Origin of the sequence: Cryobacterium adonitolivorans, assembly GCF_004402695.1 — a bacterium.
GTDB lineage: Bacteria > Actinomycetota > Actinomycetes > Actinomycetales > Microbacteriaceae > Cryobacterium > Cryobacterium adonitolivorans.
Genome location: NZ_SOFL01000042.1, coordinates 1 through 13425, shown reverse-complemented (window position 1 = coordinate 13425; position 13425 = coordinate 1). Strand labels below are relative to the sequence as shown.

Below are 13425 nucleotides of genomic sequence, written 5' to 3'. Positions count from 1 at the left end.
CGGCTCCCGCTGTTCCGGCCCCGGCGGCGCCGGCGGCGCCCGCTGCCGGCGGGTCAGGGAGTGCTCCGGCCTCCGGCCCCGCTGCGCCCGCGCCCATCGTGTCGGCCCCGGCCGCGCCCAACGCGTCAGCCGTCGACACCGCCATCGCCTTCGCGCGCGCGCAGCTCGGGGACGCATACAAGCTCGGCGGTTCCGGTCCCGACGTCTGGGACTGCTCCGGCCTGACCAAGGCCGCGTACGCGGCCGCGGGCATCTACATCGGCACCCACTCGGCCACCAACCAGTACAACACCATGGCCAGCCAGGGCAGGCTCGTCTCGTTCTCGCAGGTGCAGGTGGGCGACCTCGTGTTCTGGGGCTCGCCGGGCAATTACTATCACGTGGCCATCTACGTCGGCGGCGGACAGGTCCTCGAGGCGGCGGACGTGGGCAAGCCGGTACGGGTGCACAGTATCTGGTCGCCCGGCCAGGTCGCGCCGTACGTCGGCCGGCCGTCCTGACCGTCAGGCACCAGCTCAAAGCAGAAGCCGCTCCCCACCAGGGGAAGCGGCTTCTGTCGATTCAGCGAGTCTCTGCCGGTCAGTGACCTTCGTCGACGAGCTTCTTGAGGCCGTCGCGCACAATCTGGTCGGCCTCGGCGGCGTCACCCCAGCCCTCGGTCTTGACCCATTTGTTCGGCTCAAGGTCCTTGTAGTGCTCGAAGAAGTGCTCGATCTCCTTGCGGGTGTACTCCGGGATGTCGGTCACGTCCTGGATGTGCTCCCAGCGCGGGTCGCCGGCCGGAACCGCGATGACCTTGGCGTCTGAGCCGCCGTCATCGGTCATGTTGAACACTCCGACGGGGCGCACGGACACGCCGACGCCGGGGAACAACGGGAAATCGAGCAGCACCAGAACGTCGACGGGATCGCCGTCCAGGCCCAGGGTGTTCTCGAAGAACCCGTAGTCGGTGGGGTACACGAAGCTCGTGTACAACACCCGGTCGAGGTAGACCCGACCGGTTTCGTGGTCCACCTCGTACTTGTTGCGGCTACCGCGTGGGATTTCAATGACTGCGTCGTATTCGGCCATGGCCTGGTATCTCCCTTATTCGAAGTCTGCGGATAACGTTACTGGATGGAGTCCACCCGCCGCCCGCGACTGTCGCCGGCCATCGCCGACCTGCGCCGCGCCGTGCGCGAGCTGCTGCCGGATGCCGGCCTGGTTCTGGTCGGGCTGAGCGGGGGAGCGGATTCGCTGGCGCTGGCCGCCGCGACGGCGTTCGAGGCGCCGCGGGCCGGGCTCACCGCCGGCGCCGTGATCGTGGACCACGGCCTGCAGGCCGGCTCAGCCGACACCGCCGCGGAAGCGGCCGGCCAGGCCAGGCAGCTCGGCCTGGATCCGGTGCTGATCGTGCCGGTGACGGTGCCGGGAGCCGCCGGCGACGGCCCGGAGGCTGCCGCGCGGACCGCCAGGTACGCCGCGTTCGAGCAGGCGCTGGCCGCAACGGGCGCCGTCGCGGTGCTGCTCGGTCACACCCTCGACGACCAGGCCGAGACCGTGTTGCTGGGCCTGGCCCGCGGGTCGGGGGCCACGAGCCTGCAGGGTATGGCACCGGTCAGCGGGCCGTACCGGAGGCCGCTGCTGGGCATCCGTCGCGCCGTGACCCGGCAGGCCTGCCTGGATGCCGGCCTGCCGGCCTGGTCGGACCCGCAGAACGCCGACCCCCGCTACGCCAGGGTGCGGGTGCGCCAGCGGGTGCTGCCCGTGCTCGAAGCCGAGCTCGGTCCGGGCATCGCCGAGGCGCTGGCCCGCACCGCCGCAACGCTGCGGGAGGACGCCGTCGCCCTCGACTCCCTGGTGCCCGAACTCGTCGGCAAAATCTGCGTACCGGCCGAAGAAGGCGTCGCCGTGGCGGCCGACGCTCTGGCCGCCCACCCGGCGGCCCTTCGCCAGCGGATGATCCGCTACGTGGTCGCCCGCGAGTTCGGGGTGGCGTTGGAACGCAGCCACACCTTGGCCGTCGCCAGGCTCGTCACCCACTGGCACGGGCAGAATGCGCTCGACCTGCCAGGCGTTAGAGTGGAACGGCAGGGGGGGATGCTTCTTTTTTCAGCTCCTCGACACACCCCAAACAAAGGACTCTTCCGCTCCCATGGAACCTCGTGACATTGACGGCGACCTCACCGAAATCCTGATCGAAGAGACCGAGATTCGCGCTCGCCTGGCCGAGATGTCGCGGCAGATCGAAGCGGACTACGCCGGCAAGGACCTTCTCCTGGTTGGCGTGCTCAAGGGCGCGGTCATGGTGATGGCCGACCTGGCCAGGGAACTCGTGCACCCCGTCACGATGGACTGGATGGCCGTCAGCTCCTACGGCTCAGGCACCCAGTCCAGTGGCGTCGTGCGCATCCTCAAGGACCTAGACACCGACCTGCACGGCCGCCACGTGCTCATCGTCGAGGACATCATCGACTCCGGCCTCACCCTGTCCTGGCTGATGGCCAACCTCAAGTCCCGCGGCCCGGCGTCGCTGGAGATCTGCGCCCTGCTGCGGAAGCCCGCCGCCGCCCGCGTCGAGATCGACGTCAAGTACCTGGGCTTCGACATCCCCAACCAGTTCGTCGTCGGCTACGGCCTGGACTACGCCGAAAAGTACCGCAACCTGCGCTCGGTCGGTGTGCTGGCTCCACACGTTTACTCCACCGGCGAGTAGGCTCCCAGCGCACGACGTCCTCCAGTTCACCTTTGGGCGAACACTCGGTGTTCCCCCAGTACGAGAGCGGTAGCCTGTGACCACCATGAACGTCAAGAAACTTCTGCGCGGGCCGCTCCTCTACATCATCCTGGCTGTGATCGCCGTCTGGGTGGGGTCGAGTCTGCTCACCATGTCTGGCTTCCGCGAGATTTCCACTCAGCAGGGTCTGGATTTCCTGAAGAACGGGAAGGTGTCAGAGGCGAAGATCGTCGACGGCGAACAGCGAGTCGACCTCACCCTCAGCAAGGCCGATTCGACCTACGGCGAGCAGGTGCAGTTCTACTACGTCGCCCCCCGCGGCGAAGAGGTCGTCGCGGCCGTAACGGACGCCGACCCGAAGGACGGCTTCACCGACGAGGTCCCCCAGTCCAGCTGGTTCCTGTCTCTGCTCGGCATCCTCCTGCCGGTCCTGTTGATCGGTGCGTTCTTCTGGCTGATGCTCTCCGGTATGCAGGGCGGCGGCAACAAGGTCATGCAGTTCGGCAAGTCCAAGGCCAAACTGGTTTCCAAGGAGACCCCGCAGGTCTTCTTCACCGACGTCGCCGGCGCCGACGAAGCCATCGAAGAGCTTCAGGAGATCAAGGACTTCCTCAAGGAACCGGCCAAGTTCCAGGCCGTCGGCGCCCGGATCCCGAAGGGCGTGCTGCTGTACGGCCCTCCCGGAACCGGTAAGACTCTCCTGGCCCGCGCCGTCGCCGGCGAGGCCGGCGTGCCGTTCTATTCGATCTCCGGTTCCGACTTCGTCGAGATGTTCGTCGGTGTCGGCGCCAGCCGGGTGCGCGACCTGTTCCAGCAGGCCAAGGAGAACTCCCCGGCGATCATCTTCGTCGACGAGATCGACGCCGTCGGGCGTCACCGCGGCGCCGGCATGGGCGGCGGCCACGACGAGCGCGAGCAGACCCTCAACCAGCTCCTGGTGGAGATGGACGGCTTCGACGTCAAGACAAACGTGATCCTCATCGCGGCCACCAACCGGCCCGACATCCTCGACCCGGCGCTGCTGCGCCCCGGTCGCTTCGACCGTCAGATCGGCGTCGACGCGCCCGACATGCTCGGCCGCAAGCGCATCCTCGAGGTGCACTCCAAGGGCAAGCCCATGGCCGCCGGAGTCGACCTCGAGGTGCTCGCCCGCAAGACGCCCGGCTTCACTGGCGCCGACCTGGCGAACGTGCTCAACGAGGCCGCCCTGCTCACCGCGCGCTCCAACGCCCAGCTGATCGACAACCGCGCCCTCGACGAAGCCGTCGACAGGGTCATGGCCGGACCACAGCGACGCACCCGCGTGATGCGCGATCAGGAGAAGCTCATCACCGCGTACCACGAGGGCGGGCACGCGCTCGTGGCCACGGCCATGCGCAACACCGACCCCGTGACCAAGATCACCATCCTGCCCCGCGGCCGTGCCCTGGGATACACCATGGTGATGCCGCTCGAGGACCGTTACTCGGTGTCCCGCAACGAACTTCTCGACCAGCTCGCATACGCCATGGGCGGCCGGGTCGCCGAGGAGATCATCTTCCACGACCCCACCACCGGCGCCTCGAACGACATCGAGAAGGCCACCGCCACCGCCCGCAAGATGGTCACCGAGTTCGGTATGAGCTCGGACGTCGGGCCGCTCAAGCTCGGTTCGGCCTCCGGCGAGATGATGTTCGGCCGCGACATGGGCCACCAGCGGGACTACTCCGAGCGGCTCGCCGAGCGGGTGGACACCGAGGTGCGCCAGCTGCTCGAGAACGCGCACGATGAGGCCTACACGGTGATCAACGCCAACCGGGCGATCCTGGACGACCTGGCCGCGAAGCTGCTCGAGCACGAGACGCTCGACCAGACCGCGCTGGTGGAGATCTTCGCCGAGGTGGAGAAGTTGCCTCCGCGCCCGCAGTGGCTCTCCAGCGACAAGCGCCCGGTTTCCGACCTGCCCCCCATCGCGATGCCGGCGCCGAGGGCGCCCATCGACGGTGCTGCGGTCGACGGCGGCGTCAGCAGCGGCGGCGCCGATGCCGACAAGCCCAAGCGCGCCCCTGCACGCAAACCGCGTCCAGCAACCGCGTAGACCGGCGCTCGTGGGAGTCGACCAGCCACGCATCGAAGCGGCCGTCGCGGAGATCCTCGCCGCCATCGGCGAGGATCCCGGCCGGACCGGCCTCACGTCGACCCCGCAGCGGGTGGCGTCGGCCTATGCCGAGTTCTTCGCCGGACTCGGCCAGGACCCGCTCGACCACCTGCGTGACACCATGCCGGTCGGCGACCGCACCGGCGAGCTTGTGCTGCTGCGCGACATCGAGTTCCGCTCCGTCTGCGAACACCACCTGCTGCCGTTTCTCGGCACGGCGCACGTGGCGTACCTGCCCGGTGAGCGCATCGTGGGCCTGGGCAAACTGGCCAGCGTCGTGACGACCCTCGCCGCCAGGCCCCAGCTGCAGGAACGGCTGACCGAAGAGATCGCCGACGCGCTCGAGACCGGGCTGGCGCCGCGCGGGATCCTGGTGGTCCTCGATGCCAGCCACGGGTGCGTGACCACCAGGGGTCCCCGCCAGACCCGCAGCTCCACCGTGACCATGGCCAGCCGCGGTGATCTGGCGTTGCCCGTCGCACGATCGGAGATCATCGCCCTCATCGGCGGGACGCAGGTCGCGCGGTGACCCTGGTGATGGGTGTGCTCAACGTCACGCCGGACTCGTTCAGCGACGGGGGCCGGTGGGCGAGCACCGAAGCGGCCGTGCGGCACGCCGTGGACCTGCACGCCTCGGGCGCCGACCTCATCGACGTCGGCGGGGAATCCACCAGGCCCGGCGCCGACAGGGTGACCCCCCAGGTCGAACAGGACCGGGTGCTGCCCGTGATCAGCGAACTGCGCCGGCTGGGCATCATGACCAGTGTCGACACCCTCAACTCCCAGACCGCCGAGCGGGCGGCCGACGCGGGGGTCGACATCATCAACGACGTGTCCGGCGGTCTCGCCGACCCCGGCATGGCGGCCGTGGTCGCCCGCACCGGCCTCACCTACATCGCCATGCACTGGCGCGGCCATGCCCGCACCATGGACACCCTCGCCGACTACGACGACGTGGTCGCCACCGTGGTCGCCGAGCTGACCGAACGGGTGGCCGTGCTCGAGGCCGCCGGGGTGGCGCGCAGCCAGATCGTGCTGGATCCCGGCCTCGGTTTCAGCAAGGACGCCGAGCAGAACTGGCAGGTGTTCGCCCACCTCGACGCCTTCGCTCCGCTCGGCCTGCCCGTCATGGTCGGTGCCTCCCGCAAGCGATTCCTGGCCGGGGTGCTGCCGGAGGACGCCGTCATCCTCGACCGGGACCTGGCGACCGCCGTGCTGAGTGTGCTCGCTGCCCAGGCGGGCGCCTGGGCCGTGCGCGTGCACGACGTGTCCGGCACCCGAACCGCCCTCAACGTGCTGGCCCGGGTCGATTCGGCCAGAATAGGGTCATGAGCACCGACTCGATCACCCTCACCGGGCTGCGGATCACCGCGCACCACGGTGTCTTCGATTTCGAACGCGAAAACGGACAGGAGTTCGTCATCGACGTGACGGTCTGGCTGGATTTCCGGGCGGCGGCATCCGGTGACGACCTGACCCGCACCATCCACTACGGCGAGCTCGCTGTGGAAGTCGCCGACGCCGTGCGCCGTGACCCCGTTGACCTCATCGAGACCCTCGCCGAGCGCATCGCCGACGTGGTGCTCGCGCACGACGCCGCCGAACGGGTGCTCGTGACGGTGCACAAGCCGCAGGCGCCCGTCGAGATTCCCTTCGCGGATGTGTCGGTTCAAATTGAACGCACGCGCGCGCAGACCGAGCGGAGCCGCGCATGACCGGGAGCGCGCCGGCGCCGGAGCGCACCGCGGTGCTCGCCCTGGGCAGCAACCTCGGTGACAGGAAGGGCACCCTGGCCGCCGCCGTGCGCGCGATCGCCGACCTGCCGGAGGCCACGCTCACCGCGATCTCACCCGTGTACGCCTCCGACGCCCTGAAGCCCGACGGGGTGGACCTCACCGCGCCCGGCTATCTCAACCTCGTGGTGAGCGTGCTCTGGACGGGCGAGCCCCACGCCCTGCTCGACGCCGTCAATGTCATCGAAACTGAGCACGGCCGGGTTCGGGAGGAACGCTGGGGCGATCGGACCCTGGACATCGACCTGATCTGCCTGGGTGACCTTCGTCTGGATGACGACAGGCTCACCCTCCCGCACCCGCGGGCGGCGGAACGCGACTTCGTGCTGGCACCCTGGCTGGACATCGATCCGGACGCCGAGCTGCCCGGCCGGGGGCGGGTGCGCGAACTGCTCGCCGTCGCCGCGCGAACCGCCCGAGCCCATCCGGTGGCCGCGAGCACCGACCCCGCACACGCCGAGGTCGCCCACACCGAGACCCTGCACGACACGCCGGGCCGGCCACGACCCGGCACCCCGGAGAACCTCCCCGACGACCAGGCCGGAGCGGAGGGCCGCCACCCGTGAAGCGCACCCACTCCACCCCGCTGATCGCCCTGGGCCTGACCGGGCTTGTCGTCGGGTTCCTGGTCGAACTGGCGGCAACGGCCTGGAGCGCTCCGATCATCGTTCCTCCGTTCACCCTGCCCCTGGCCCTGATCCTGATCGCGGTGATCCTCGTCGCACTGGCCTGGCCCATCCGCCAGGCCACCAGGGGCCGCTCGACGAAACGCGTCGACCCGTTCCTGGCGATGCGGATTGCCCTGCTCGCCAAGGCGTCCAGCCTCTCCAGCGCGCTCCTGCTCGGCGTGGGCCTGGGCATCGTGACCTTCATCCTCACCCGGTCGGTGGTCCCGGCGGTAACATCGTTGTGGCTCGCAATCGGGATGGCGCTTGGCGCCATGATCCTCCTCGCGGGCGGTCTCGTCGCGGAGCACTTCTGCACACTGCCGCTGGACGATCACGATCACGACAATGGGGGACCGAACGATGGCGGAGCAGCCCGTGCCTGATTACCCCCGCAGCAACCCCACCGAGTCTGTGGCGCCCGTCGGCGCCCGCCTCGACCTGCCGGAGGCCGGCGAATGGAAGCGCGTGTCGCCGAAGTACGTCATGGTGGAGATCGTGGGGACCGTCGTGTTCCTGCTCATCGTCTGCGCCGCCGCCGGGGCGCTCTGGCTGCTGCTGGATCAGGTCTGGGCCGCCTGGGCGGGCGGGCTGATTGCGCTGATCACCCTGGTCTCTCTGGCCTTCGAGCCTCGCAGGGTGCGCTCGATCGGATACCAATTGCGCGCCGATGACCTGCTCTTCCGGCGCGGCATCATGTACCAGCGGTTCGTGTCAGTGCCGTACGGCCGCATGCAGCTGGTCGACATCACCAGGGGACCGGTTGCGCGCCTGCTCGGCCTCGCCGACCTCAAGTTCGTCACGGCCGCGGCGTCCTCCGGCGTCGCGATCCCCGGCCTCGCCGAGGCCGACGCGGATGCGCTCCGCGACCGCCTCGTGGAATTGGCCGAGAGCCGGCGGGCCGGGTTGTGACTTCCCTCGCCGACGGGGACTGGCACCGCCTGCACCCCGCGAGCCCGGTGTTGCGCGGCGGCATCTTCGTCTTCGCGCTGCTCGGTTTTGTCATCGCCAACCTGCGCGAGCGTTTCGTCGACGTGGTCTTCGGCATCCCGCGACAGTCCGGCGACCCTCTCGACGAGATCTACGAACGCGGTGCAGTGGGCTGGGCGCTGCTCGCCGCCGCCGCGATCCTCATTGTCATCCTCATCGCGTTCACCGTGTCCTGGCGGATGCACACCTTCAGGGTCAGCGACGAGTCCGTGGAGGTCCGCAGCGGCATCCTGTTCCGCAGCCACAGGCAGGCCCGTCTCGACCGGATCCAGGGCGTGAACATCGTGCGCCCCCTCATACCCAGGCTTTTCGGTGCGGCCAAGCTCGAGGTGAGCGTTGCCGGTCAGGATGCCAACGTGCAGCTTGCCTATCTCGGGTCCGCGCTGGCCGATGGGCTGCGCCGCGACATCCTGCAGCTGGCCTCCGGCGCTCGACAGCCTCGGCCCGCCGCGGGCGAAAGCGTTCCGGAGACGCCGCTGCCGGTCGGCGAGGCGACCCTGTTCCCCGCCGGAACGATCCCCGCCGAATCGGAGTCGGCCGCGCACGCCGGTCGCCGCCGGGCCATGAACGACTACGCGAGCTCTCGGGTGGGCGAATTCCTCGCACCCGAACTGGACCCGGACGCGGCCCCGCCGGAATCGGTCGTGCGGATCCCGGTGCTGCGGCTGATCGGGTCGATAGTGTTCAGCGGCTTCACAGTCTTCGTCTTCGTCGCCATCGTCGCGCTCATCGTGAGCGTCATCGTCGGCGGCAGTGAATGGCTGCTGATCGCGATCTTCCCCGGCCTGATCGCCAGCGTCGGGTACTACGTCTCCAGGTTCACCAAATCCCTGCGGTACAGCATCGCCGGCACCAGTGACGGCGTGCGGGTGGGCTTCGGGCTGCTCACCACGAGCAACGAGACCCTGCCGCCCGGCCGCATCCACGCCGTCGGCGTGACCCAGCCGCTGGCCTGGCGGCCGTTCGGCTGGTGGCAGATCAGCATCAACAAGGCCGGCCATTCCACTAACGACGGCGCAGCCGGCCAGGCGGCGACCACCGTGCTGCCGGTCGGGTCGCTGGCCGACGTGGCCAAGGTCCTCGAACTGATCTTGCCCGGCTTCGCGCTCGACGAGCAGCGGGTCCTGATCCAGCACGGACTCACCTCCCGCGGCGGCGACGATGGATTCCGCAACGCGCCGCGCAGGGCAGCCTGGCTGCGGCCGTTCTCCTGGCGCCGCACCGGCTACGCGGTATCCGCCGGCGCCGTGCTGCTGCGCCGTGGCGTGCTGTCCAGGGAACTCTTGCTTGTGCCCCTGGCCCGTCTGCAGAGCGTCGGCATCAACCAGGGACCCGTTCGCCGGCGTCTCCGGCTGGCCACCGCCAGGCTGCACACCGTGACCGGTCCGGTCACCGCCACCCTCGGCGTGATCGACGCCGGTGAGGCCGCACGCCTGCTGGAGACCGTCACCGCCGGCGCCGTCGCGTCCGCGGAGTCCGACACCAGCCACCACTGGAGCCGCACCAGCCAGGGCCCCGCGCCGACCCCGCGGCCCGCCAGCCCGGTCGGTCCCACCGCGACCGAGGTGACCTCATGAGTCCGCGTCCAGGACGCCTGGGCATCGGCGTCATCGGCGCCGGCCACGTCGGGCCCATCCTCGCCGCCGCCCTCGCCGGAGCCGGTCATGCCCTGATTGGTATCTCCGCGATCTCGCAGGCCAGCCGGGACCGCGCGGAGGCGCTCCTGCCCAACGTTCCCGTGCTCACGGTGCCCGAAGTGGTGGAGCGCAGCGAACTGGTGATCATCGCGGTGCCGGACGACCAGCTGGAAAGCCTCGTGACCGGGCTCGCGGCGACCGGCACCTGGCAGCCCGGCCAACTCGTGTTGCACACCTCCGCACGGTACGGCACCAACGTGCTCCTGCCCGCCCAGCGGGCCGGCGCGATCCCGCTTGCTATCCATCCCGCGATGGTGTTCACGGGAACCAGCCTGGACATCGCCCGCCTGGCCGACAGCTACTTCGCCGTGACCGCCCCCGCCCCCGTGTTGCCGATCGCGCAGGCTCTTGTTGTGGAGATGGGGGGCGAACCGGTGATTGTGGCCGAGGGCGACCGGGAGGTCTATGCCGAGGCCATCGAGACCGCCACCGCGTTCTCTTCGTCGATCGTGGAGCAGTCCACCGGGCTGCTGAGCGAGATCGGCATCGACGCCCCGGGCGCTGTCATCGCGCCGCTGGTGCGCTCGGCCATCGAGAACGCCCTCACCCGCACCGGCGCTCGGCATCCGCTCGATGATCTCGACCGAGGCCAGGCGAACCACCTGCTCGACCCGCCGTACCCGTTTGACCCGGAGGACCAGTGACCGTGCTCACCAAGCCAGAAGTAGTCGACACGATTGACGAGCTGCGCAACCGCCTCTGCCTTGCCAAGCAGAACGCGGCAGCCAAGGGCGGCGACGCCCACGTGGTTCTCGTGCCCACCATGGGCGCCCTGCACGCCGGCCACCGGGAGCTCGTGCGGCGTGCCGTCGCCGTCGGCGACATCGTGGTGGTGTCGATCTTCATCAACCCGCTGCAGTTCGGCGTGAACGAAGACCTCGACACCTACCCGCGAACCCTCGACGCCGACGTGGCGGTGCTGGCCGAGGAGGGCGCCGCGTTCGTCTTCACGCCGCACGCCCGCGAGATGTACCCGGACGGCGCCGTGTCGACCCGACTGACCGCCGGCGCGGTCGGCGGCCTCTACGAGGGCGCCGCCAGGCCCGGCCACTTCGACGGCATGCTCACCGTCGTCGCGAAGCTTCTCAACATCGTCGAACCCGACATCGCCGTCTTCGGCCAGAAAGACGCCCAGCAGGTCTTCCTGGTGGAGCGGATGGTCGCCGATCTCAACCTGCGGGTGCACATCGAGGTCGTGCCCACGGTGCGGGAAGACAACGGCCTGGCCCGGTCGAGCCGCAACCGCAACCTCGACGAGACCGCCCGCACCGCCGCCAGGTCGCTGTCGGTGGGCCTGACCGCGGCCGCGGCCGCTGCCCACGCCGGGGTTCCCCCCGCGATCGTCGCCGCCCACGCGGTGATCGGCGCGCAGCCTCTGGTTAAACTGGACTATCTGGTTGTCGTGCATCCGCACACCTACCTGCCGGTCGACGACGACTACCGCGGCCAGGCCAGGATGCTGGTCGCCGCGGTGGTCGGCAGCACCCGGTTGATCGACAACATTTCACTGGACATCCCCTAACCGCTTTTCAACGGGGTGCCGGGCCTGGCCCGTGTACGCCCACCGACGGAGAACCGCATGAGCACTACCCCCGACGCCGTGCCCGGCGACGACGACGCACAGGCCGCGGCAGAACTGGCCGAGATGACCGAGCAGAAGGCCGTGCGCCTGGCCAAGCGGGACCGCCTGAACGCGGCCGCGACCAGCGCGGCCGGCGGCGCCTACCCGGTGTCGGTGCCCGTCACCCACACCATCCCGGCCGTGCGCGCCCGGTACGGCGAGCTCGAAGCGGATGCCGCCACCGGCGACACCGTCGGCCTGGCCGGCCGCGTCGTGCACCTGCGCAACACCGGCAAGCTCTGCTTCGCCAGCCTGCAGTCCGGCGACGGCAGCCGCATCCAGGCCATGGTGTCGCTCGCCGCCGTCGGCGACGAGTCGTTGGCCGCCTGGAAGGACCTCGTCGACCTCGGCGACCACGTCTTCGTCGGCGGTGAGGTCATATCCTCCCGCCGCGGCGAACTGTCGGTGATGGTCACCGAGTGGCAGATCGCCGCGAAGGCCCTGCTGCCGCTGCCCAACCTGCACTCCGAGCTCAGCGAGGAGACGAGGGTGCGCAGCCGCTACCTCGACCTCATCGCCCGCGAGCAGGCCCGACGCACCGTCGTGCAGCGCTCCCAGGCCGTCGCAAGCCTGCGCGCCACCTTCACCGCGCGCGGTTTCCTCGAGATCGAGACCCCGATGCTGCAGACCATGCACGGCGGCGCCTCCGCCCGGCCGTTCTCCACCCACAGCAACGCTTTCGACACCGAGCTGTTCCTGCGCATCGCCCCGGAGCTGTTCCTCAAGCGCGCCGTCGTCGGCGGCATCGACAGGGTCTACGAGATCAACCGCAACTTCCGCAACGAGGGCGCCGACTCCACCCACTCGCCCGAATTCGCCATGCTCGAGGCCTACGAGGCCTACGGCGACTACACCTCCATCGCCGAGCTCACCCAGACCCTCATCCAGGATGCGGCACAGGCCATCGCCGGCTCGCACGTGGTGACCTGGGCCGACGGCACCGAATTCGATCTGGGCGGCCAATGGGACCGCATCAGCATGTACGACAGCCTCTCCGCCGCCGTGGGCCGCACCCTCAGCCCGAGCACCCCGCTGGCCGAACTGCAGGCACTGGCCGCCGCAGAGGGCATCGAGGTCGACCACCCCATCCACGGCAAGTACGTCGAGGAGCTCTGGGAGCACTTCGTCAAGGGCGACCTGGTGCGACCCACGTTCGTGCTCGACTTCCCGGTGGACACCAGCCCGCTGGTGCGCGGCCACCGTTCCATCGACGGCGTCGTGGAGAAGTGGGACCTCTACATCCGCGGCTTCGAACTGGCCACCGGCTACTCCGAGCTCGTCGACCCCGTCGTGCAGCGCGAACGCTTCGTGGAGCAGGCCCGGCTCGCCGCCGGCGGCGACCCGGAGGCGATGCGCCTGGACGAGGAGTTCCTGCGGGCCCTCGAGCACGGCATGCCGCCCACCGGCGGCATGGGCATGGGCATCGACCGGTTGCTGATGGCCCTCACCGGCCTCGGTATCCGGGAGACCATCCTGTTCCCGTTGGTAAAGTAACTCGCATGATGACTTTTCTGCCCAAGGACGAGCTGAAGCCGGACGACGACGGCAAGAAGAAGGGCCCGTCGACCAACCGGATCATGATCTGGATCGTGGTGGGCGGCGTCGGACTGTACCTGCTCGGTTCCGGTATTTTCGGCATCCTCACTAAGTAACCCCCGGTCACTATCGCGAACCGTGAGAAAAGCACGCAAAACCCGCGGCAAAGTCAAGCGGTCTAGGCAACGCTGGTGGTTTGTGCTGCTTTGAGCAGCTGGGCCAGCCGGTTGGCTGGGGTTTCGAGTCCGAGGGTGGGTCGGGGCCGGCGGT

16 protein-coding genes are annotated in these 13425 nt (G+C 69.4%); 15 read left to right on the top strand and 1 reads right to left on the bottom strand.

Annotated elements, in window-relative coordinates; translation table 11 throughout:
• A partial coding sequence (locus E3O42_RS12760; RefSeq protein ID WP_174844266.1) for a C40 family peptidase occupies positions 1-500 on the top strand: 500 nt, incomplete at its 5' end.
• A 79-nt stretch (positions 501-579) separates the two neighbouring features.
• Here the strand turns inward: E3O42_RS12760 and E3O42_RS12755 are convergent.
• A complete protein-coding gene (locus E3O42_RS12755) occupies positions 580-1071 on the bottom strand; it encodes an inorganic diphosphatase (protein ID WP_066597972.1) in 492 nt (163 codons plus the stop codon).
• Positions 1072-1116: 45 nt separating this feature from the next.
• On the opposite strand from E3O42_RS12755, the gene tilS reads away from it, so the two are divergent.
• The 14 genes from tilS (at position 1117) to E3O42_RS18060 (ending at position 13271) form a co-directional block, all read left to right on the top strand.
• Positions 1117-2148: a tRNA lysidine(34) synthetase TilS gene (gene tilS / locus E3O42_RS12750; RefSeq protein ID WP_134454303.1), complete on the top strand. Its 1032-nt coding sequence runs from the start codon at positions 1117-1119 to the stop codon at positions 2146-2148.
• Complete coding sequence (gene hpt, locus E3O42_RS12745; RefSeq protein ID WP_104166060.1) at positions 2135-2695, top strand: hypoxanthine phosphoribosyltransferase; 561 nt, start codon at positions 2135-2137, stop codon at positions 2693-2695. Before tilS ends, hpt begins: the two co-directional genes overlap by 14 nt.
• An 85-nt stretch (positions 2696-2780) precedes the next feature.
• Positions 2781-4793 carry an ATP-dependent zinc metalloprotease FtsH gene (ftsH, locus tag E3O42_RS12740; RefSeq protein WP_134454302.1) on the top strand — a complete coding sequence of 671 codons (2013 nt, stop codon included), beginning with the start codon at positions 2781-2783 and terminating at the stop codon, positions 4791-4793.
• Between the two features lie 10 nt (positions 4794-4803).
• The gene (folE, locus tag E3O42_RS12735; RefSeq protein ID WP_174844265.1) at positions 4804-5382 is read left to right on the top strand and encodes a GTP cyclohydrolase I; all 579 of its coding nucleotides are present in this window, start codon (positions 4804-4806) and stop codon (positions 5380-5382) included.
• Positions 5379-6185 (top strand): dihydropteroate synthase, encoded by an 807-nt coding sequence (gene folP / locus E3O42_RS12730; protein ID WP_134454300.1) that lies wholly within the window; start codon positions 5379-5381, stop codon positions 6183-6185. The genes folE and folP overlap by 4 nt, the downstream gene beginning before the upstream one ends.
• Entirely contained in the window at positions 6182-6568 is a 387-nt protein-coding gene (gene folB, locus E3O42_RS12725; RefSeq protein ID WP_134454299.1) for a dihydroneopterin aldolase, read from the top strand. The genes folP and folB overlap by 4 nt, the downstream gene beginning before the upstream one ends.
• On the top strand, positions 6565-7212 hold the full coding sequence (gene folK / locus E3O42_RS12720; protein WP_134454298.1) for a 2-amino-4-hydroxy-6-hydroxymethyldihydropteridine diphosphokinase: 648 nt from the start codon (positions 6565-6567) through the stop codon (positions 7210-7212). The genes folB and folK overlap by 4 nt, the downstream gene beginning before the upstream one ends.
• Complete coding sequence (locus E3O42_RS12715) at positions 7209-7697, top strand: DUF3180 domain-containing protein (RefSeq protein ID WP_134454297.1); 489 nt, start codon at positions 7209-7211, stop codon at positions 7695-7697. Before folK ends, E3O42_RS12715 begins: the two co-directional genes overlap by 4 nt.
• Positions 7690-8223, top strand: coding sequence for a PH domain-containing protein (locus E3O42_RS12710; RefSeq protein ID WP_241984817.1), 534 nt, complete (start codon positions 7690-7692; stop codon positions 8221-8223). The genes E3O42_RS12715 and E3O42_RS12710 overlap by 8 nt, the downstream gene beginning before the upstream one ends.
• The gene (locus tag E3O42_RS12705; RefSeq protein WP_241984816.1) at positions 8220-9878 is read left to right on the top strand and encodes a PH domain-containing protein; all 1659 of its coding nucleotides are present in this window, start codon (positions 8220-8222) and stop codon (positions 9876-9878) included. Before E3O42_RS12710 ends, E3O42_RS12705 begins: the two co-directional genes overlap by 4 nt.
• Positions 9875-10642 (top strand): Rossmann-like and DUF2520 domain-containing protein, encoded by a 768-nt coding sequence (locus tag E3O42_RS12700; RefSeq protein WP_134454294.1) that lies wholly within the window; start codon positions 9875-9877, stop codon positions 10640-10642. Before E3O42_RS12705 ends, E3O42_RS12700 begins: the two co-directional genes overlap by 4 nt.
• A 2-nt stretch (positions 10643-10644) precedes the next feature.
• The gene (gene panC, locus E3O42_RS12695) at positions 10645-11520 is read left to right on the top strand and encodes a pantoate--beta-alanine ligase (RefSeq protein ID WP_420897880.1); all 876 of its coding nucleotides are present in this window, start codon (positions 10645-10647) and stop codon (positions 11518-11520) included.
• Positions 11521-11577: 57 nt separating this feature from the next.
• Complete coding sequence (gene lysS / locus E3O42_RS12690; protein WP_134454292.1) at positions 11578-13113, top strand: lysine--tRNA ligase; 1536 nt, start codon at positions 11578-11580, stop codon at positions 13111-13113.
• A 5-nt stretch (positions 13114-13118) separates the two neighbouring features.
• Positions 13119-13271 carry a hypothetical protein gene (locus tag E3O42_RS18060; protein WP_158253923.1) on the top strand — a complete coding sequence of 51 codons (153 nt, stop codon included), beginning with the start codon at positions 13119-13121 and terminating at the stop codon, positions 13269-13271.
• Positions 13272-13425: the final 154 nt, after the last annotated feature.